Here is a 21,199-nt window from a genome sequence, read left to right on the forward strand (position 1 = left end):
CTTTTCCATGGCTACCATATTTGGTGGTTGTGGTCATGGGAGTGTGTACCGGAGTGGAACGAATGTAATGGCATCGCAGGCCGATCCCAGATCTTTTCGGCAGCGTGTGCCGCTCGCACGCATCCTTTCCGCAGCAAGGCCGGCCCTTCGGACTATCTTCGATGCCATGTCCGCCCCGCCCCTGAAACGCTGGCGCCTGAAGCCTCCCGCCGATGAAGCGGTGGCGCGCGGCCTCACGCATGAGCGCTGCCCGGCGCCCGCCGCACGGATCCTGGTGCAGCGCGGCATCCACAGCCCAGAGGCGGCCCGCCTCTTCTTCCGTCCCGGCGTGGAGCAACTGCACGATCCCTTCCTCATGGCCGGCATGCGCGAAGCGGTGGAGCGCATCGAACAGGCGCTGGGCGATCAGGAGAAGATCATGGTCTACGGCGACTACGATGTGGACGGCACCACGGCGGTGGCGCTGGTGTACAGCTTCCTCTCGCGCTTCACCGGCCGCATCACCTTCTACATCCCCGACCGCTACACCGAGGGCTACGGCATCTCCTTCGCGGGCATCGACCACGCGCAACGCGAGGGCGTGTCATTGATCATCGCGTTGGATTGCGGTATCAAGGCCATCGACAAGGTGGCCTACGCGAAGGAGCGCGGCATCGGCTTCATCATCTGCGACCACCACCGACCCGGCGACACGCTGCCCGATGCGGTGGCCGTGCTGGACCCCAAACGCGCGGACTGCTCCTATCCCTACGATGAGCTCAGCGGCTGCGGCGTCGGCTTCAAACTGATGCAGGCCCTGGCGCAACGGAACGACATCTCCTTCGCCGAGCTGGAGCCGCTGCTGGACCTGGTGGCGGTGAGCATCGCCTGCGACCTGGTGCCGGTGACGGGCGAGAACCGCGTGCTGGCGCATCTGGGCCTGCAGCGCCTCAACACGGAAGCGCGCCCGGGCTTCCGTGCCATGATGGGCATGGCCAACGTGAAGAAGCGATTGACGGTGACCGATCTGGTCTTCGCCATCGGGCCGCGGATCAACGCCGCCGGGCGCATCGAGCATGGGAAACAGGCGGTGGAATTGCTGCTGGCGCGCGACATGGCCCAGGCCGAGCAGATGGGCCTGCGCGTGGACGGCAACAACAGCCAGCGGCAGGAGTTGGACAAGGACATCACGCGGCAGGCGCTGGAACACTTCGAGACCGATGCGGTGCTGCGCGACAGCTGGAGCACGGTGGTGTACAGCGAGGACTGGCACAAGGGCGTGATCGGCATCGTGGCCTCGCGGCTGATCGAGCGGCACTACCGCCCCACGGTGGTGCTCACCGAAAGCAACGGCAAGGCCGTGGGCAGCGCGCGCAGCGTGAAAGGCTTCGACGTGTACGAGGCCATCGACGCCTGCGCCGACCTGCTGGACCAGTTCGGCGGCCACATGTACGCGGCGGGCCTCACCATGCCGCTGGAGAACGTGCAGCGCTTCCGCGAACGCTTCGAGGAGGTGGTGCGCGCCACCATCGCCGACGAGCAACGCGTGCCCGAAGAGGAGGCCGACCTGGAGATCCGCCTGGCCGACATCACCGATCCGCTGGTGCGCGTGCTGCGGCACCTGGCGCCTTATGGACCCGGTCACATGCGGCCGGTGTTCCTCACACGCGGCGTGGTGGACACCGGCAACGCGCGGCTGGTGGGCGACACGCACCTGAAGATGACCCTGCGCGATCCCGCCGACCCGCAACGCATGATCGACGCCATCGCCTTCAAGCAGGGCGCCCACCTGGACCTGGTGCGCAGCGGCGAACCCTTCAGCGTGCTCTACTGCATCGAAGAGAACGAGTGGAACGGCCGGGTGACGGTGCAACTCAACATCAAGGACATCAAGCCCGGGGTCGTGGGGCTGCTGGCGGACGAGACGCCCGCAACGAAGCGATCCACCAGGAAGGAAGATCTGAAGGAAGCATGAAGCACACCGCGACCATCGTGCTCGCCGCCATGGGCATCGCCACGGCGCAGGCCCAAAGCCCCACCTGGCACGAGGACATCTCCTGCATCGTGTTCTCGCATTGCGCGCCCTGCCACTACGACGGCGGCCCCGGGCATTTCAGTCTGGCCGACTATCAGATGGCGCATTGGATGCGCGATGAGATCAAGTTCGCGACCTCCACAGGCTACATGCCGCCCTGGCCGCCGGATCCGAATTACCGGTCACTCGCCCATGAGCGGTTGTTGACCCAGGAGGAGGTCGACCTGATCGCCGCATGGGCCGACGCCGGTGGGCCCGAGGGCGATCCCGCCAACGCGCTGCTACCACCGCCCACGCCGGGGGCCTGGCTCATACCCCAGCCGGACCTTACCGCCATCATGGAGGACTACATGATCCCTTCCTCCAGCAGCGACAACTACCGCTGCTTCGTGCTGGACATCGACAATCCGACGGACCGCTTCATCACCGCACTGGAAGTGGTGCCCGGCAACGGCGAAATGGTGCACCACGTGCTGGTGTTCCAGGACACCAGCGGCCAGGCGCGCATCCTGGACCAGAATGAGATGGGGCCGGGCTACACCAGTTTCGGCGGCATCGGCGTGCAAAGCGCCAAGCTCATCGGCATCTGGGTGCCCGGCGCACTGCCCTTTGAGACCCCGCCGGGCTTCGGCATCCGGCTCTTCGCCGACGCGGACATCGTGATCCAGGTACACTACCCGGCCAACAGCACGCCGCAACTCGATTCCACACGCGTCAACCTGAAGCTCACCACCAGCCCGCTCACCCGCCCGATCAGCATCGATCCCGTGCTGGACCACCTGATCACAATCACCAACGGGCCGCTGGTGATACCGCCCAACCAGGTGAAGACCTTCCACGCGCAGTACACCACCACCTTCCCGGCGACGGTCACCGCCATCGGACCGCACAGCCACCTGCTGGGCAAGCGCATGTGGGCCTACGCGATACCGCCCGGTGGCGACACCATCCCGTTGATCGACATCCCCGATTGGGATTTCCGCTGGCAGGACATGTACCAGTTCCGCCAGCCGGTATACCTGCCCAGTGGCACCGTGCTGCATGGCCATGCCACCTATGACAACACCACCAACAATCCCAACAATCCGAACAACCCACCACAGTGGGTGTGGCTGGGTGAAAGCACCACCGACGAGATGATGCTCTTCTACTTCGCGTGGACGGTGGGCGTGCCTGGTGATGCGAACATCGTGGTGGATACCGCGGCCCATGGCGCGCACCACCAGGATTGTGTCCCGGGCCAGCTCGTGGGCATCCCTGAGCTGCCAGCGCCGACGATCTCCGTGTGGCCTTCGCCGGCACGCGGGGAGCTCTTCGTGGACGGTGCCACGGCGGGTGCCCGGCTGCGCATGTTCGATGCGATGGGCCGCGTGGTGCTTGACCTGCGGCTCACCGGTGGTGTGCAGCGCATCGCGGTGGCGCAGCTGGCACGCGGAACCTACCTGGTGGAAACGATCGCGCCTTCGGGTGGCAGGCCCGCGCGGCACAAGGTGATGCTGGAATGATCGCACCACCGGGCGACGAACACTTCATGCGGCAGGCCCTGCGCGAGGCCGAGCAGGCCTTCAAGGGCGACGAGGTGCCCGTGGGCGCGGTGATCGTCTGCGGCGACCGCATCATCGCCCGCGCGCACAACCTCACCGAGCGCCTCAACGATGTGACCGCGCACGCCGAGATGCAGGCCATCACCAGCGCCGCCAGCGACCTGGGCGGCAAATACCTGAAGGACTGCACGCTCTACGTGACGCTGGAACCCTGCGTGATGTGCGCCGGCGCGTTGCACTGGGCTCAGATGGGCCGCATCGTCTTCGGCGCCTTCGACGAGAAGGCCGGCTACCGCCGCATCGGCGCACGCTTGCTGCACCCCAAGACCCAGGTGGTGGGCGGCATTCTCGAAGCCGAATGCGCCGACCTGCTCAAAGCCTTCTTCAAGAAGAAGCGCGCGTTGTGATCGCCGCTCAGCGCACCACCAGTTTGCGGTCGTGCAACAGGGCGCCATCCGCGCCGAACACGCGCAGCAGGTAAAGTCCCGCCGCACCGCCGATGCGCAACTGTGCGCCGCTCCTGCCCGCTACGTGCGCTTCATCCACGCGGCGGCCCAGCGCATCGAACACCAGCAGATGCGTGGGTGGGTTCGTGGCGTTCGCCGGCCACTCCAGAAAGAACTCGCCCGAGGAGGGGTTCGGATGCACGGTGAAGAGGCCTCCGGCCAATTGCTCGCCGATGCCCACGCAGAGTTCGGTGCTGGCCGTGACGGCCGTGCGCGTGCTGACGCAGCCCGGCTCCTGCACCTCCCAGTCGTAGAAGTAGTACCAGTAGTTGAAGGCGTTCTGCACCACGGCGTTGGTCTCGGTGATGGTGATGGTATTGCCCACCTGGTAGGGGAATTGCGCGCCAGCATTGTTCCGGTACAGGTTCAGCGCGGTGCCGGTGAGCTTCAGCAGGTATTGCTGGCCAGGCGGTATGTCGATGTCCAGCGTGATGCGGCTCTCGCCGTTGGGAACGGGCACCACGCGCGTGGCCACCACGTTGCCCGCATTGTTCAACAGCTGCACGGTACGGCTGCCGGTGCTGTTGGCGTAGACCTTCACCGACATGAGCTTCACCGGAGCGGTGACATCGAAGACCAGGCCCCAGTTGTCGTTGGTGCTGAAGTAGCCGCCCGTGCCGATGTTGTTGCTGAAGGCGCCACCGAAGACCGGGGCTTGCAGGCTGCTGTTCTCCGCGTGGAAGGTGGTGGTCTCCGTGAGGAAGGGAGAATAGAGCGCACCGGTGTGGAGCAGGGTGCCGCCCGTGGGCTGGTCGTACCATTTCACGGTGTGCGAGGCCGAGGCGAAGAGCGGCACGGTGCCGGGACCGCAGATGCCGTTGTCATCGGCCACCGGCGCCTGCAACAGTTGCACATTCACCAGCGCGGCCTGCGTGGTGGTGGCCTGCCCGCTCGGGTTGGTCACGGTGAGGGTCACATCATAGGTGCCGCTGGCGGAGTAGGTATGCACGGGGTTCTGCTGCGTGGAGGTGCTTCCATCACCGAAGTTCCACAGCCAGGAACTCGGCGACTGCGTGCTCTGGTCGGTGAAGGCCACCGTGCCGTCGCAGGTGATGGTGGTGCTGGCGGAGAAGGCCACTTCGGGGATCAGCAGGCAGGAGGGGCCCAGGCAGGTGCGCGTGTTCTTGTGCTGCACTATGGAGCCGATGGTGACCTGGTCCCAGTTGACGTTGTTCACGCTGGCTGTGGGCGCCATGATCCACTGGCCCGGCGCGGTGGTGTGCTGGGCGTTCCAGTTGTGGCCCAGCTCGTGGGCCTGCACCACGCTGGGGCCTGCCATGCCGGTGGTGTAGTGCTCGCAGAGGTTGTAGCGGTTGTTGGTGCACACCACGCCCACCCAGGCGAGGCCGATGGTGCCGCTGCTGCCGTTGCTCTGGATGTCGCGCCGCGTCCACAACGTGGCCACCCCGTAGGAGATGCCCGGCCCGAAGCCGCCACCATTGCCCCAGTTGCGGAAGGAGGTGAGCAGCGTGATGGCGTCCTGCGAGGTGGTCCAGGGATCGCTGGCGGTGTTCGGTGAAATGAAAAGCGCCACCAGCTGGTAGCGGATGTTGATGGAAGGCTCCTGGTATTTGGCGTCCACCCAGTTGAGGATATCGAGCACGCGGGTCTCCACCTGGGCCACGCTGCCCATCCAGTTCACCATGGAACCGTCAGCCGCCAGGGCGATGTTGGCCAGCTTGCAGGTCTGGCCACCCTTGGCGTCGCTGTCATCCTCCAGGGGCATGTCACGGACCAGGTCCTGCATGTGCGTCACGCCGCAGGTGGCGTTCTCCGCGCCTTTCACGTCGTCCATGGTGTAGACCACGATGCGGCCGTCCGGTGCGCCCCTGGTGAAATGGTGCAGCGGTTCGATGAAACGCTCTTCGCCATCCGCCACAATGCGGCCCAGCAAGGCGTCCGGCCGGATGGAGAAACGCACCTGTCCGCCCTCATCCCCGAGGATCTCGCCGCGGTAGGTGGATGTGGCGCTCCACGGCAGTGGGCCTTCGCCCGCCACGGTGGCGACATAGTCCGGAGCCCGGAGTTCGTTCGGTTCCAGCGTGAAGGTCCATTGCCAGGCCTGGCCGAGTTCGAGCGTCAACGTTGTGACACCATGCGCCAGGTGGACATGCTGCGCGATGCCCGCCACATCCAGGGTGAAGAGGTCCGCCCCGTGCAGGGCCTCATCCAGCGCGGTACGCTCCTGGGTGGTGAGCGAGGAGCGGTCCACGGGTGATGCGATGATGCGCTCGGCCTGGCCCCAGGTGAGGCCGATGCCGAACACGAAGCCGATAAGGACGGTGAGGATGCGGAGAAGAATTCGGGTCATGGTCCGGTCGTTCATGTGCCGGCCTGGTTCCGCGAAGGCGCGGTCCATCGTCCGGCGGGTTGATACGAGGGGCTGGTCAGGCCCCATTTCACTTGCAGTGTGCGTGAAAATAGGGCATTGGGCCCAATGGTGCGCGGGAACTTCGACACGCCATACTGGAAAAGCCGCCGGAGGGCCCTGCATGGCGATGGATGTTCATCCGGCCATGCCCAGGAGATGCGCGACCGCGCTCAGCGATCGCCGGTCACCACCACACGTTCCTGGCCATCGCCCATGCGCACCAGGTAGAGGCCGGAGCGTGGTTCCAGAAGGCGCACGTGCACCAGGCCATCGGCCACGGCTTCCAGACTGAAGGGCACCGAACGGCCCAAGGCATCGATCACTTCGATGGGCATGTCCGATGCCAGGCGGGAGATGGTGAACACACCCGTGTTGGGGTTGGGGAAGAGTTGCGGACGCATCGCGCTCCACCAGGCGTTCACCACCGGTGAGTGCTCGCTGCTGCCATCTTGGTCCACCTGGTCCAGCCTGTAGTAGTTCACGCCTTGCGATGGGGCGCGGTCCAGGAAGTGGTAGGCGATCGTGGTGAGGCTGTATCCGGCCGCGTCCACGGTGCCGATCATCTCCCACTTCTCCAGATCGGCGGAGCGCTCCACCACGTAGTGGTCGCTGTTGGTCTCGGTGGCCGTGCTCCATTCCACCGCGATGCCCTGGTCCACGGACTTCGCGGCGATGGACAGGAATTCCACGGGCAGTATGGTGCCTTGGCTCTGCACGGACACATTGTCCATGTAGAACCAATTGCCGAAGCCGTTGATGGAGACGAAACGGATCATGATCATCTGCCCGTCGAAAGCGGCCAGGTCCACGATGTTGTTGCGCCACTGGTTGCACGCGGGGCTGAATTGGGCCGTGGTGTTGGGCGCGGTGGCGAGCGGTGCGCCGATCTGCTGGAACACGGTGGTCCACGCGGCACCGCAGTCGGTGCTCACATCGATGCGCAGCCCGTCGAAATAGTTGTTGTCATAGCGCGCATAGGCGTGGTCGAAGACGAGCCGCGCGCCAAAGTGGGTGGTCAGGTCGATGCGTGGCGTGATCAGGAAGTCCAGTTCGCCCATCGCCGGGTAGTTGTAGTGGTCCACCGCCCACACGCGCTCGCCGGCGTTGCAGTTGGGGCCTACGCCCGCAGCCAGGTTGCCCGATATCCAGGTGAAGCTGTTGTCCGGGTTCACCAAGGACCAGCCCGGGGGCGTGGTACCCGGCACCGCGAGTCCTTCGGTGAAGGGCACATCAAGGGTCACACCCGCCACCACGGTCACCGCCACGCTCTGTTGGTTGTCCGCGGCATATCCATCGCCGGCCAGTTCGGTGCGCACCGTCACGGTGTGGGCGCCCAGGGGCAGCAGGAGACCGGTGCTGAAATTGAAGTCGAACGACGCGCCGGAAGCGAGCGTGCCGGTGAAGGTCTCCGTCACCCAGGCACCCGCGTTCAAGCGGTACGATACCGGGAAATTGCCTTGGGGCTGCATGCCGTAGTTGCGGATGCGGGCGCGCACCGTCACCGGGGTGCTGCCGCACAAGGGCATGTTGCCGGCCAGGGGGGCGAGGATCGTTTGGATGCCCACGTTGTTGGCCATGGGCACGTCGAAGGCCTCCACCTGATCCGTTCGGCTGCTGGTCAAACCCTGGCTGGCGCTGACACCGAGGCCACGGCGCGCGAAGGCCGCCCAAAGCGCGCCTTGGTTCACCCCGCCGTTGTTGATCTGGTCGGCGAGCAGGATGGCATCACGGGCGTCCACGAAGCCGGGATTGCAGGGCGTGAGCTTCATGCCGTCCATCACCAGCTGCATGGCGATGTTGTTGCCACCGGTACCGTTGTACAGGTCTGGATCGAGACCGTAGATGCCGATCAGCTCCCAGGTCACTTCCCACAGGATCGTGCACCACACGAAGCCGATGCCGTGGGGCATGCTGATCGCCGCCGTGTTGTTGGTGGCGCCATAGGTGTAGCCGTTGACCCCGAAGTTGGTGCTGTAACGCGCCGGGCGGATGCCCACGCCCGTGGTGGGCTGGCCCAGCAGGTAGGTGCCGATGCCACGGCCGGTGGTGCCCAGATCGCCCGCCTTCAGGGTGGTCATCAGGCTGAAGTAGTCGCTCCAGCCCTCGCCCATCTGCTCGGCGTTGCCCAGGCACCCGGTGTTGCTGGGGCCGCCCACCAGGCGGTTGCTGATACCGTGCGCATACTCGTGCGCGATCACCCCATTGTCCAGGTCGCTGGTGCGGTTGGGGTTGGTGATGGTCCAGACGAACATCTGCATCCGTGGCCGCGCCCCGTCCGGCGGTGTGGCGAAGTTGGCGTTGTTGGTGCCGCTGCCGTCCAAGGCATCTGCGTTCACTCGGTCATTTTGCATCCCACCCCGGCCATAGTTGTTCGCTTGGAAATTGCCGCTCGGCTCATCGAAGCCGTACTGGTAGCTCATGTCGTGCAGCACATTGTTCCAATAGAACAGGTTGGTGATGGCTGCGCTCTGATAGTTGTTGGGCTGCTGGGCGAAATTGATCGGGAAGTCGAACTCCAGGGTGGCGCCACCGTTCGGGCGGAAGCCTCCTGTATTGTTCGCATCCATGTCCTCTTGCGCCCAAACGTTATTGCCCCGGGTATCGAAATATTCAGGACCGGCAACGCCTGAAGTGTCATGCCAGCCGAAGGGCGAGGCGATCCCACCCTGCAGCCAGGGCGCGTTCTCCATGGTGCGCGCCCCGTGGGAAGGACTTTCGATCGGCCAGGCGTACACGCGGTAGTCGTTGGGCCCCATCATGCCCAAGGCCATCTCCTCTTCAGGCAGGGGGTCCGCCAGGAAATGATCGTGGGGGCATGCCATATCGTGGTGGGGGTGGAAGTCGCACTGGCTCACCCAATCGTTGCGGTCCAGTTCCTCGCTGGTGTGGGCGTCGATGCGGATGTTCCACCAGTGCGAGCCGTCCGGCGTGTAGTGGTTCACGTTCCAGGCCAGGCGGGCGCTGTCGCCCATGGGCTGCCACACCAGTTGCACCACCACGGGTTCGCCGCCGAAGCCATCGCCTTGGTAGATGTGACGCTTGCCACCGTCCTCCACCGACACGAGTTGTGGCATGGCCACACCGGGCAGGGTGGTGGGCAGCACGCGGCCCAGGGCGTCCACAGCGTTGATGGACGGGCTTGGGGCATTGGCGCGCTTGCCCAAGTGTTTGAAGGCGCCTGCATGGAAGGCGAGGACATCGCCGCCGGGAGCCAGGTGCAGGGCCACGTCGCCGTTCCACACTTCCATGCCCTGCCAGAGCTGGCGCAGGAACACGTGCCGCACACCGTTGTGGGCGGTGGTGTAGTCGTCCTTGATGACGAAGTGCTGCAGGTCATCCGCGTGGAAGCCTTGTTCCAGCAGGCGTTCCTTGGCCAGGGAAACGGCATCGGCACCCGCACCCTGCCCATGCACGAGGGTCGCGGACAGCAGAAGAACAGCCAGAGCAGCGTTCCAGTTCCTGAAGGTCATGGTCTTGGGGGCCCTCGAAGGTAGGCAAGAAGGGGATACGCCCGCCACCGGCTGGGCGCCATGTTGGGGATCCTGACCCGGCGGCCATAGGGGTGGGATCGGCAAGTGCGCCGAAGGGCGGCCGTAACTTCGCCCCCGCACCGGGAATTCCCGCGTGCGAGGACCGACAACGACAACGATCAACCAGAGCAGCAGATGTATCCACCAGAACTCGTCGCACCCATGAAGACCGACCTGGTGTCGGCCGGCTTCGAGGAACTGCATACGCCCGACCAAGTGGACAAGGCCCTCACCCAGCCCGGCACGGTGCTGTGCGTGGTGAACAGTGTTTGCGGCTGTGCCGCAGGTGCCGCCCGCCCCGGTGCCAAGCAGAGCATCCAGGGGGGCAAGCGACCGGACAAACTCTACACGGTATTCGCCGGTGTGGACACCGAGGCCACGTTGCAGGCCCGCAGGCACTTCCTGCCGTACCCGCCCAGCAGCCCCAGCATGGCGCTGTTCAAGGACGGCAAGCTGGTCCATTTCCTGGAGCGCCACCACATCGAGGGCCGCACCGCGGAGATGATCGCCGACAACCTGCGGATGGCCTACGAGGAGTTCTGCTGATCGGAAGTTTTCCGCGCGGGGATCATGCACGATCTTCGCGCCTCGCGGCGCAAGCCGCGAGCACCCCACCCAGGTGGCGGACCTGCCTGCCGAAGGCAGGATCGGTAGACCTGCCTTCGGCAGGCAGGCGCGCTGGCCCCAAGGACACTGTCGAACACATGGAATGCGCTGTGTACGTTCTTTCCAGTCTTGTCCGGGAGTACATCTATGTGGGTATCAGCACCGATGTGGCACGCCGGGTCGAGGAGCATCAGCGTGGCAAGGAACCGACGACACGGCCGTATCGCCCCTTTGAAGTACTGCTTGTGGAGGCCAAGTCGGACAGACGCGAGGCCCGTCAGCGGGAAAAGTACCTGAAGTCGGGTGTCGGTAAGGAATTTCTGAAGGATCTTCGCGCCTCGCGGCGCAAGCCGTGAGCACCCCACCCAGGTGGCGGAATCGGTAGACGCGCTGGTCTCAAACACCAGTGACGCAAGTCGTGCGGGTTCGAGTCCCGCCCTGGGTACTGAGGTGATGATCCAGCGAGGAGTTCGGCGGGCCCGCCTGCCGGAGGCAGGTTCGAGTCCCGCCCTGGGTACGATAGGCATGTGCCCATGCGCTCGTGCGAGCATGTGGCCATGGCGGGGCATGGCGCTTTGGTGCACTTGATGGCACATGGGCACAAGGCCTCGGGGGCTCATGACATCAGCGCGCATGCAGAACGACCAACTGGTCTACTCCGATCCGAAGAAGCAGGACCGCTACGACCGGGCCTACATGCGCATGGCGCTGGAGTGGGCCAGGTTGAGCCATTGCCGCCGCAAGCAGGTGGGGGCCTTGCTGGTGCGGGAAGGGATGATCATCAGCGACGGCTACAACGGCACGCCCACGGGATTCCCCAATGACTGTGAGGATGAGGCGGGCCTGACCCATTGGTACGTGCTGCACGCCGAGGCCAACGCCATCATGAAAGTGGCACGCAGCACCAACAATGCCCGGGGCGCCACGTTGTACCTCACGCACAGCCCCTGCCGCGAATGCAGCAAGCTCATCCTACAGGCCGGCATCAAGCGACTGGTGTACCTGGACGCCTACAAGGACCCCTCGGGACTCGAGCTCCTCGAGCGCGGCGGGCTGCTGGTGCATAAATTGGAGATGTCCTGAACGCCATGGCCCAAGATCGCCGCCCCATCACCCCCTTGCTGCCGCTGCTGTTGTCCCTGGCGGTGGTGGCCGGACTGTTCATCGGCCACGGCCTGGATCGCGGCCGGGGAGGCCCGCTCGCATTGCTGAAGTTGCGCCAGCCTTCCGCCGCGGACAAGATCGTGCAGGTGCTCGACCTGATCGACAGGCAGTACGTGGACACCGTGGAGAAGAACGCGCTGGTGGAGGAAGTGCTCCAGGAGCTGTTGCAGCGGCTCGACCCCCACAGTTACTACATCAGCGCGGCCGAGTTGCGCGCCGCACAGGAGCCGCTTGAAGGGAGTTTCGATGGCATCGGCGTGGAGTTCTCCATCCAGCGCGACACCGTGGTGGTGGTCGCCGCCGTGGAAGGTGGCCCCAGTGAGGCCCTCGGCATTCGCGCCGGCGATCGCATCCTGGCCGCCGATGACAAGCCGCTCTCCAACGTGGGCATCACGAACGACGGTGTGATGCGCACCTTGCGCGGCCCCAAGGGCAGTGAAGTGACCGTGTCGCTCAAGCGGCCCGGACGCGCCGAAGCCTTCGATGTCACCATCCGGCGCGGCAAGATCCCGATCAACAGTGTGGCCGTGGCGCTGCTCTCCAGCGATGGCACGGGCTACATCAAGCTGTCGCGCTTCGCGAAGAACACCCACCAGGAGTTCCTGGATGCGGCGCGGAACCTGCGCGATGCGGGGATGCAGCGGCTGGTGCTGGACCTGCGCGGCAATGGGGGCGGCTACCTCAACTCGGCCATCGAACTGGCGGACGAGTTCCTGAAGCGCGACCAGGTGATCGTATACACCCAGGGCAGGAATTCGCCACGTCGCGACGTGAAGGCCACCGACCGTGGCATGTTCCACGACCTGCCGCTGGCCGTGCTCATCGATGAAGGCTCGGCCAGTGCGAGCGAGATCGTGGCGGGCGCGGTGCAGGACCACGACCGGGGCGTGATCGTGGGTCGGCGGTCCTTCGGCAAGGGGCTGGTGCAGGAGCATGTGGACCTGCCGGACCGCAGCGCGATACGCCTCACCACGGCGCGCTACTACACGCCATCGGGCCGCTCCATCCAAAGACCCTACGGCGAGGGGGTCGATTATGGCCGTGACCTGGAGGCGCGCCAGGCGCACGGTGAGTTCTTCTCCGCCGACAGCATCCGCACCGACTCCGCCCTGCGTTACACCACGGCGGCGGGCCGCATCGTGTTCGGCGGTGGTGGCATCATGCCCGACGTGTTCGTCCCTGCCGATACCGCGGAAGGGTCCCAATACCTCACTGAGCTTTTTTTCAGCGGCACCCTCAACCAGTTCGCCTTCGATGTGGCCGATCGCGATCGTGACCGGCTCCTGCGCTTCGGCTCCTACAGGTCCTTCAACGAACGCTACCAGATCTCCGACGCCTTGCTGCGCGAACTGGGGCGTTTCGCCGAAGAGCAGGGCATCAAGGAGCGGCCGGACGACCTGGCCCGTTCCCGCCAGTGGATCGCCACGCGGCTGAAGGCCAACATCGCCCGCAACCTGTGGGGCAACGCAGGCTTCTACGACATCATGCTGGGCACCGACCGCATCTACCTGCGGGCGGAAGAGGAGCTCGGCGCGGGTACCTGAAAACGAAGAAGGGGACCCCGCAGGGCCCCCTTCACCAATGTCCTGTGCGCGAGGGTCACTCGTTCACGGCCTCTTCCACCTCGGCGGCGGCTTCCTCGGTGCCTTCAACGGCTTCCTCGGCGGCGGCTTCGGTCTCTTCGGTGGCGGCGTTCATCTCGGCTTCCAGCTTGTCCATCATTTCCTGGGTCTGGGCCTCGATCTCCTTGGCCTTGGCCTCCATCTCAGCTTCGTTGCTGCTGCAGGCGGCGAACAGGGCCGCCACAAAGGCGGCGAGGACGAACTTCTTGGTCATTTCCTTGTGTGTTTGGTGAAAGAATTCGCCGCAAAGGTAGCGTTGTGGATACACGCCCAACAAGAGGCGGCATGGTGCCTGGTTATCTTTGCTGCATCTTTTCGACCGACCACGACCCAACCCCGACCGACATGGCCTTCAAACTTCCTGACCTGCCTTATGCGCACGACGCGCTGGAGCCGCACATCGACACCCGCACCATGGAGATCCACCATGGCAAGCACCATGCGGCCTACGTGGCCAACCTGAACAAGGCCATCGAGGGCACGCCGCTGGATGGCAAGACCTTGGAGGAGATCCTCAAGGGGCTCGACATGGGCAACATGGCCGTGCGCAACAACGGTGGCGGCCACTGGAACCACGAGCTTTTCTGGCAGGTGATGTCGCCCAAGGGTGGCGGCAAGCCCGAGGGTGAATTGGCGGCGGCCATCGAACGGGACTTCGGCTCCTTCGATGCCTTCAAGGAGAAGTTCGCCACGGCCGGCGCCACCCGCTTCGGCAGCGGCTGGGCCTGGCTTTGTGTGCACAAGGGCGGCAAGCTGGAAGTGTGCAGCACCCCCAACCAGGACAACCCCCTGATGCCCGGCACCGGCTGCGGTGGCACGCCCATCCTGGGCATGGACGTGTGGGAGCACGCCTACTACCTGCACTACCAGAACCGCCGTCCGGACTACATCGCCGCTTTCTGGAACGTGGTGAACTGGGCCGAGGTGACCAGGCGCTACGCTTCCGGGAAGTGATCACCCATCAGACGCCATTGAAGGGCGCCCGTGCCGCGAGGCCGGGCGCCCTTTCCTTTGTGGTGCGCATCCCATGATCCTCGCAAGCCTTCGGCGGATCCTTTTGTCAGCATCCATCGCGTGGGTGGCCTGCTCCGCACATGCCGCCGGTCCCTGGCTGCCGCCGATCCCGGAACATCCAGGGTTGGAAGAAGTGTGGGTCCTGCTTCCGGAGGGCGGGGAGGAGTTGGCGAAAGGCGAGGACCAGCGCCTCATCAGCAGTACCCTGGCCGTGCTGTTGGGGCCATTCGGTGCGCACCGGCTCTACCTGGGCACCACCCCCCGCGTGGCGGTGATCTACGGACTCACCTTCGGCGGCTTCGGTGTGCTGGCCCTGATCGACCTGGGCCACCTGCTCTTCACCAAGGACCTGGCGCCCTACCGCGGCAGCGACCGCGTGTTCATGTGGGGCGAGGGCGGACGTGGCGTCACTCCACCGTGACGCTCTTGGCCAGGTTGCGCGGCTGGTCCACGTTGCAGCCACGCATCACCGCGATGTGGTAGCTGATCAGCTGCAGAGGGATCACGCTCAACAGCGGCACCAGCGCGTCGGCCGTTTCGGGGATCTCGATCACGTGGTCGGCCATGCCGCGCACCACGGTGTCGCCCTCGGTGACGATGGCGATGACCTTGCCCTTGCGCGCCTTCACCTCCTGGATGTTGCTCACCACCTTCTCGTAGCTGGCGCCCTTGGTGGCGATCACGAACACGGGCATCTCCTCGTCGATCAGGGCGATGGGGCCGTGCTTCATCTCGGCGGCCGGGTAGCCCTCGGCGTGGATGTAGCTGATCTCCTTCAGTTTCAATGCGCCTTCCAGCGCCACCGGGAAGCTGTATCCACGGCCCAGGTACAGCGCGTTCGTCGCGTCCTTGTAGATGTCCGCGATGTACTTGATCTGCGCTTCGCTGCCCAGCACCTTCTGCACCTTGTCGGGGATGCTGTCCAACTCGTTGATGAGCCGGTGGAACTGGCTGGTGTTGAGCGTGCCCTTGCGCTGGCCCACCATCAGGGCCATGAGGGTGAGCACCGTGACCTGCGCGGTGAAGGCCTTGGTGCTGGCCACGCCGATCTCGGGGCCGGCGTGGGTGTAGCTGCCGGCGTGTGTGACACGGGCGATGCTGCTGCCCACCACGTTGCAGATGCCGATGATGGTGGCGCCCCGGCTCTTGGCGAGTTCGATCGCCGCCATGGTGTCGGCCGTTTCGCCGCTCTGGCTGATGGCGATCACGATATCGTCCTCGCCGACCACGGGATTGCGGTAGCGGAATTCGCTGGCGTACTCCACTTCCACCGGGATGCGCGCGAGTTCCTCGAAGAGGTATTCGCCCACCAGGCCGGCATGCCAGCTGGTACCGCAACCCACGATGAGGATCCGCTTGGCGTTCACGAAGCGCTGCTCATGGTCCTTGATGCCGCCGAGCACCACCTCGCCCTTGGCCAGGTTGAGCCTGCCGCGCATGCTGTCGCGGATGCTGCGCGGCTGCTCGTGGATCTCCTTCAGCATGAAGTGGTCGTAGCCGCCTTTCTCCAGCGCCTCCAGGTGCATCTCCAATTCCTGGATGAAGGGGGTCTTCTCCTGGTTGCGCAGGTTGCGCAGGCGCAGGCCCTGGTGGCGGTCGATCACGGCGAGCTCGCCATCCTCCATGTACACCACGTTCTTGGTGTGCTCCACGATGGGGGTGGCGTCGCTGGCCACGAAGTGCTCGCCATTTTCTCCGATGCCGATCACCAGGGGCGAGCTGCGCCGCGCTGCCACGATGGTGTCGGGGTCCTTGCGGTCGATGACCACGATGGCGTAGGCGCCTACCACGCTGTCCAGGGCCTGGCGCACGGCCTCGGCCAGGTCCACACCCTCCGTGCGCTGGATGTCGTCGATCAGGTGCGTGAGCACCTCGGTGTCGGTGTCGCTGCGGAAGGTGTGGCCGCGATGCAGGAGCTCCTCCTTGATGGTGGCGTAGTTCTCGATGATGCCGTTGTGGATCAACGCCAGGTCGCCGCTGGAACCCTGGTGGGGGTGCGCGTTCACATCGTTGGGCGGGCCGTGCGTGGCCCAGCGCGTATGGCCGATGCCCACGGTGCCGCGCAGGTCCAGGCCGTTCACATGGGCCTCCAGGTCGCTCACCTTGCCCTGACACTTGTGGATGCGCAGATCATCACCGTCCAGCAGGGCCACACCGGCGCTGTCGTAGCCGCGGTACTCCAGGCGGCGCAGGCCATTGATCAGGATGGGGTAGGCGTCCTTGTCGCCCAGGTATGCCACGATGCCGCACATCTCCGCTTCAGTAGGTGGTAAATGTAAGCCGCAAGCGCAAGGGCTTCACGGGGTTGGCGGGGCCTGCGAGCACGGCCCTGTTCGCTGAGATGCCATTGCTGGCCGGCACCAGCTCCACACCGTCGTTGGGCAATTCGCCCGTGAGCACCTGCTGGATGTAACGTGTGATGTTGAAGCGGTATTCCCGGTCGGCGGTGGAATAGAGCCCGCCGATGGGTTCCGAGCCGCCCACCTGATCGGGCAGGAAGAGGTCGGTGCCCGCCGTGTCCTTGCGGAAGATGAACAGCTGGGTGGGCGGCAGCAGATAGGGATTGAAGGTGCCCGACACCGGCACCACCAATTCGGCTTTCGCCAGCACGCGGCCCGGCTGTGCCATCTCCATCAGATGGGGAAAACGGATCGCGGTGCGCAAGCCGCCCAGGGCCTGCACCCAGGTGAGCGCGGCTTCGGCGGTGGTGTCCGCCAACGCCATCGGCAGGGCCTGGTCCAAGGCCTGGGCGTGATCGAAACTCGCCACGGTGTAACGCACGCTGTTCTGGTTGATGGGCAGGTCCAGCGTGAGCGTGGAGTCGGGCGCATCGCTCAGCAGGTCGCGGAAGTAGAGTGTGGCCTTGGAAGTGGGACCGATCAGGTTGAAGTAGAGCACACCCTGTTGGAAGGGCAGCTGGTTCCCGTTGTCCACTTTGACATACACACCGCGGAAGAACTGCAGAAAGGCGTCGTTGCTGGCCAGGTCGGGTGTGCCGAAGGCTTGGATGAAGCGGTCCGCGAGCGCGTCGTTCAGCCGGATCCGCAATTGGGGCTGCAGTGAATCGCCCCCGATCACCACCGGCTTGTTCGGCTGGGGCTGCAGGCGCCCACCACGTTCGGCGGCCAGATCCTGCGGCAGGAACTCCGGCACCTTGTCGGTCTGGTACACCGAGTCCACCGTGAGGGTGTCCAGGATCTCGAAGACCTGGAAGATCTGCGACTCGAGGTTGCCATACACGTGCACCGGGGCATCAAAGCCCAGGGCCAGCACCAGGCTGTCGGCCACCAGGCCGCTGTTGTCCTGCCCGGCGCCCACGTTGTTCACGCTCAGGCGCAATTGGGCCACCAGGCCGGCGTTCACATGGCCGAATTGCGGGTCCAGATACGATCCCAGCAGATTGCGTGTGAGTCCGCTGGTGCGGATCGCTTCGGGCTGGAAGGTGAAGGCATGCAGCGTGGCCGTATCCACCAGGATCCCCAAGGGGTCGCCGGGGAGCAGGTCAAGCCCCAGGTCCTTTTCGGGCTTGCGGCAGGCCGAGGCCAGCAGGGCCGGGACCAAAAGGAACACGGCCCAACGGGTGGGCCGTGCCGATATCAGGGATGCGTTGCGCACGGGTGGCGGTTGCTCAGACCAAAGCCTCCTCCAATACGCTGTGGTAGAACTCCGCGTGGGCCTGCACATCGGCCACGCTGCTGGTGGTGAGCACGGGCTTCTCCAGCCCCTTGATCGCCGTTTCCAGCGTCTTGTTCAACTTGTTGTTGCCACGCACCACGCCATCGCTCAGCGCCATGGCCAGCTTCTGCATCTCGTCGGTGGATGGCTTGTTCAGGCCCTTCACCACCTCCTTGTCGAAGCCTTCCATCGTCAGCTTCTTCACCAGGTCCTTGTCCAGGGCCTCGGTCTTCTGGTCGTACGCGGTGTACACCAGCTTGGCGTTCTCGAAGTGCGGGTCGTCGGCGAAGTAGTGGCGCACATACAGGGGCACGAAGGCGGTCATCCAGCCGTGGCAGTGGATGATGTCGGGCACCCAGCCCAGCTTGCGCACGGTCTCCAGCACGCCGCGGCCGAAGAAGAGCGCGCGCTCGTCGTTGTCGGCGTGGAACTTCCCTTCGCCGCAGTGGGTCTCGCTCTTGCGCTTGAAGTACTCCTCGTTGTCGATGAAGTACACCTGCATGCGGGCGCTGGGCACGCTGGCCACCTTGATCAGCAGGGCGTGGTCCGTGTCGTTGATGATCAGGTTCATGCCGCTGAGGCGGATCACCTCGTGCAGCTGGTGGCGGCGCTCATTGATGCAGCCGAACTTGGGCATGAACACCCGGATCTCGTTGCCTTGGTCCAGGATGCCCTGCGGCAGGTGGCGCGCGTTCTGGGCCATCTCTTCGGGTCCATCAAGGAAGGGGTGGATGGATTGGGAGACGGTCAGGACTTTCGCGTTCTTCAAGCTCATGATGTGCGGGGGGAATTCGGGGTACAAAAATATAGACTTTTCATCGGACCATCAACGCGGGGGCTTAGCTTGGCCCCCCCCGGCCCCTCGCGGAAGCCGCGCCGATCGTGGAGATCCTGAGGAATCCAGCCCTTACGGCCCAGTGGTCGGCCGATGCCCGGCGGGCGGGCCACCAGGTGGGGGCAGTGCCCACCATGGGCGCCCTGCATGCGGGACACCTGGACCTGGTGCGACGGGCCTTGGACCAATGCGGCCGGGTGGTGGTCAGCATCTTCGTCAACCCCCTGCAATTCAACGACCCCCGCGACCTGGCGGCCTACCCCCGGCGCGAGGCCGAGGACCTGGCCCTGCTGCGTGCAGCGGGCTGCCATGCGGTCTTTCTACCGGACGCGGAGGCGCTCTTCGCCGGGCACCAGCCGCTGACCTACGACCTGGGCGGACTGGACCAGTACTGGGAAGGCCCTTCACGCCCCGGTCACTTCCAGGGCGTGGTGAATGTGGTGGAGCGGCTCTTCCACTTCATGCGGCCCGATGCGGCCTTCTTCGGCGAGAAGGACCGGCAGCAGCTGGCCATCCTGGCCCATGTGGCGCGCAGCCTGCGCTGGCCGGAGCGCATCGTGCCCTGCCCCACGGTGCGCGAGCCTGATGGCCTGGCCATGAGTTCGCGCAACATGCGCCTCTCCCCGGCGGAGCGCCAGCAGGCCACCGTGCTGTACCGGGCACTGCAGACCGCCGCAGGGGCCGCCTTTCGCGAAAGCGTGGAGGACTCCCGCGCCAAGGCCCTGGCCGTGCTGGCCACCGAACCGGCCGTGGTGCTGGACCATTTCGGCATCGCGCACCCGGAGACCTTGGCGCCACTTTCAAATTGGAATGGTCTGGATGAAGCCGTGGCTTTGATCGCGGCTTTCGTGGGGCCGGTGCGGTTGATCGACAATGTGACGCTGCGGCGGTAGATCTTGGATCTTGCGCTTCCTCCGTCAGACCTGTATGGAAATGAAGTAATTCGGATCCGCATTGCTTGGAAATTCGATATTGGCATGCTAGGTTCGTTCCACCCTATTCCATCGATCATGCGCTTTTATCCCCCCCCCCGGCAAGATCTCTTTCCTGCTGATCGCCTGCGCGGCCGCAGGTCTTTGTGCTGAAAGCGCCTTCGCCCAACCGCTCAACATCACGCTCGTCCGCAGCAATTACAACGGCTATGGCGTCAGTTGCTTCGGGGGCACCAATGGTAGCATAGAAGCCATCGTCACCGGGGGAACAGTGCCCTACACCTATTTGTGGTCCAACCAGGACACCACCGCCGCCACCAGCGGCCTGGCAGCGGGTTACTACCGCGTAACGGTGACGGATGCGGACAGCACAAAGCGCTATGCGGAGATCACCCTCTCGCAGCCCAGGGCCCTCATTGTGGGATTGACGCCCTACACCTGGCCGAACGGCTACAACGTCAGCTGCCACCAATGCTACAACGGCAGCATCCAGACCGGTGTGCAGTATGGCGTGCCACCCTACAGCTACCTGTGGCAGGATGCCGTCACCACGCAGCACCGCACGGCCATCGGTGCAGGCAACTACCAATTGGTGGTGACGGACCACAATGGCTGCCAGAACCAACCCGGGGCGCTGTTCCTCTCGGAACCCGCCGACAACAACTGGGACAAGGGTGGCAATGCGGGCACGGATCCGGAGGTGGACTATCTGGGCACGTCGGATCCCACGGACTTCGTGCTGAAGAGCAACGGAACGGAACTCGTCCGCCTGCTTGCAGGAGGGGGTATCAAGCTGGGCCTGCCGTCCGGGATCCTCGGTCTGGACGATGACGGCGAGCTGCGCGCTTTCCTCACCAAGCCTTGGTGCTGGCCGGCCGGGGATACGACGGTGGCTCCTTGGTACACCTGCGGGAATGTCATCGACAACCCGAATGGCATCTACTTTATCGGCACGGTGAACAACGCTCCACTGCCTTTCCGCACCAACAACCTGCAACGCATGGTCATCACCAGCGAGGGGCGGGTGGGGATCGGCACCAACCCACCGGCTGGCGCAGTGGATGGTTACCGGCTCTTTGTGGAGGATGGCATCGTCACGCGGGATGTGCTGGTAAAGTTGGGTGAATGGCCGGACTATGTCTTCGATGACGGCTACCGTTTGATGCCCTTGACGGAACTGCGCGCTTTCATACAGGAGCACAAGCACCTGCCAGGTCTACCGTCTGCGACAGATCTTGAGGTTAGAGGCGGGGTGGAACTGGGTGGGATGCAGCGAACTCTGGTGAGGATCGTGGAGGAACAGGCACTGTACATCTTGGCATTGAAGGATGAGGTCGGGGATCTGAAGCATCTCATGGAGGAGATCCTCAAGAACCGCTAAGCCCA

The 21,199-nt window shown here is 64.8% G+C and carries 17 protein-coding genes and 1 tRNA gene; 12 read left to right on the plus strand and 6 right to left on the minus strand.

The genetic code is table 11. The features are described from left to right. The first annotated feature begins 166 nt into the window (after positions 1 to 166). From recJ to KIT10_12695, 3 genes are read left to right on the plus strand one after another with little or no spacing between them, the layout of a single operon-like run. On the plus strand, positions 167 to 1,954 hold the full coding sequence (gene recJ / locus KIT10_12685) for a single-stranded-DNA-specific exonuclease RecJ (protein ID MCW5900116.1): 1,788 nt from the start codon (positions 167 to 169) through the stop codon (positions 1,952 to 1,954). Beyond that, on the plus strand, positions 1,951 to 3,519 hold the full coding sequence (locus KIT10_12690) for a hypothetical protein (GenBank protein MCW5900117.1): 1,569 nt from the start codon (positions 1,951 to 1,953) through the stop codon (positions 3,517 to 3,519). Before recJ ends, KIT10_12690 begins: the two co-directional genes overlap by 4 nt. Then, entirely contained in the window at positions 3,516 to 3,965 is a 450-nt protein-coding gene (locus KIT10_12695; GenBank protein ID MCW5900118.1) for a nucleoside deaminase, read from the plus strand. Before KIT10_12690 ends, KIT10_12695 begins: the two co-directional genes overlap by 4 nt. Before the next feature lie 7 nt (positions 3,966 to 3,972). Here KIT10_12695 and KIT10_12700 read toward each other — a convergent pair whose 3' ends face one another. Next, positions 3,973 to 6,390 (minus strand): PKD domain-containing protein, encoded by a 2,418-nt coding sequence (locus KIT10_12700; GenBank protein ID MCW5900119.1) that lies wholly within the window; start codon positions 6,388 to 6,390, stop codon positions 3,973 to 3,975. 215 nt (positions 6,391 to 6,605) lie between these two features. Next, positions 6,606 to 9,905 (minus strand): M36 family metallopeptidase, encoded by a 3,300-nt coding sequence (locus tag KIT10_12705; GenBank protein MCW5900120.1) that lies wholly within the window; start codon positions 9,903 to 9,905, stop codon positions 6,606 to 6,608. A 195-nt stretch (positions 9,906 to 10,100) separates the two neighbouring features. Between KIT10_12705 and KIT10_12710 the strand changes: the two genes are divergently transcribed. From KIT10_12710 to KIT10_12730, 5 genes are all read left to right on the plus strand, one after another. Continuing rightward, a complete protein-coding gene (locus KIT10_12710) occupies positions 10,101 to 10,511 on the plus strand; it encodes a BrxA/BrxB family bacilliredoxin (GenBank protein ID MCW5900121.1) in 411 nt (136 codons plus the stop codon). A 158-nt stretch (positions 10,512 to 10,669) separates the two neighbouring features. Further along, a complete protein-coding gene (locus KIT10_12715; GenBank protein ID MCW5900122.1) occupies positions 10,670 to 10,927 on the plus strand; it encodes a GIY-YIG nuclease family protein in 258 nt (85 codons plus the stop codon). A 7-nt stretch (positions 10,928 to 10,934) separates the two neighbouring features. Continuing rightward, positions 10,935 to 11,016 (plus strand) — tRNA-Leu (locus tag KIT10_12720). Between the two features lie 188 nt (positions 11,017 to 11,204). Further along, a complete protein-coding gene (locus KIT10_12725) occupies positions 11,205 to 11,654 on the plus strand; it encodes a dCMP deaminase family protein (protein ID MCW5900123.1) in 450 nt (149 codons plus the stop codon). 5 nt (positions 11,655 to 11,659) lie between these two features. Continuing rightward, positions 11,660 to 13,279, plus strand: a complete 1,620-nt coding sequence (locus tag KIT10_12730; protein MCW5900124.1) for a S41 family peptidase — start codon at positions 11,660 to 11,662, stop codon at positions 13,277 to 13,279. Positions 13,280 to 13,334: 55 nt separating this feature from the next. On the opposite strand, the gene KIT10_12735 is transcribed toward KIT10_12730, so the two are convergent. Further along, a complete protein-coding gene (locus KIT10_12735; protein MCW5900125.1) occupies positions 13,335 to 13,571 on the minus strand; it encodes a hypothetical protein in 237 nt (78 codons plus the stop codon). A 131-nt stretch (positions 13,572 to 13,702) separates the two neighbouring features. On the opposite strand from KIT10_12735, the gene KIT10_12740 reads away from it, so the two are divergent. Next, the gene (locus KIT10_12740; protein MCW5900126.1) at positions 13,703 to 14,311 is read left to right on the plus strand and encodes a superoxide dismutase; all 609 of its coding nucleotides are present in this window, start codon (positions 13,703 to 13,705) and stop codon (positions 14,309 to 14,311) included. 184 nt (positions 14,312 to 14,495) lie between these two features. After that, positions 14,496 to 14,792: a TM2 domain-containing protein gene (locus KIT10_12745; GenBank protein ID MCW5900127.1), complete on the plus strand. Its 297-nt coding sequence runs from the start codon at positions 14,496 to 14,498 to the stop codon at positions 14,790 to 14,792. On the opposite strand, the gene glmS is transcribed toward KIT10_12745, so the two are convergent. Genes glmS through KIT10_12760 form a run of 3 tightly spaced genes read right to left on the minus strand, consistent with a single transcriptional unit; the run spans position 14,779 to position 18,815 of the window. Then, complete coding sequence (gene glmS / locus KIT10_12750) at positions 14,779 to 16,623, minus strand: glutamine--fructose-6-phosphate transaminase (isomerizing) (protein MCW5900128.1); 1,845 nt, start codon at positions 16,621 to 16,623, stop codon at positions 14,779 to 14,781. The genes KIT10_12745 and glmS overlap by 14 nt on opposite strands. A 7-nt stretch (positions 16,624 to 16,630) precedes the next feature. After that, positions 16,631 to 17,986: a DUF4270 domain-containing protein gene (locus KIT10_12755; protein ID MCW5900129.1), complete on the minus strand. Its 1,356-nt coding sequence runs from the start codon at positions 17,984 to 17,986 to the stop codon at positions 16,631 to 16,633. Positions 17,987 to 17,999: 13 nt separating this feature from the next. Then, positions 18,000 to 18,815, minus strand: a complete 816-nt coding sequence (locus KIT10_12760) for a glycogen/starch synthase (protein ID MCW5900130.1) — start codon at positions 18,813 to 18,815, stop codon at positions 18,000 to 18,002. Positions 18,816 to 18,928: 113 nt separating this feature from the next. Here KIT10_12760 and panC point away from each other — a divergent pair, with 113 nt between their 5' ends. Together panC and KIT10_12770 are read left to right on the plus strand one after the other, a co-directional pair. Continuing rightward, a complete protein-coding gene (panC, locus tag KIT10_12765; protein MCW5900131.1) occupies positions 18,929 to 19,774 on the plus strand; it encodes a pantoate--beta-alanine ligase in 846 nt (281 codons plus the stop codon). 127 nt (positions 19,775 to 19,901) lie between these two features. Then, positions 19,902 to 21,194 carry a SprB repeat-containing protein gene (locus KIT10_12770; GenBank protein MCW5900132.1) on the plus strand — a complete coding sequence of 431 codons (1,293 nt, stop codon included), beginning with the start codon at positions 19,902 to 19,904 and terminating at the stop codon, positions 21,192 to 21,194. Positions 21,195 to 21,199: the final 5 nt, after the last annotated feature.

This window comes from Flavobacteriales bacterium (assembly GCA_026129465.1).
Taxonomy (GTDB): Bacteria; Bacteroidota; Bacteroidia; order Flavobacteriales_F; family PHOS-HE28; genus PHOS-HE28.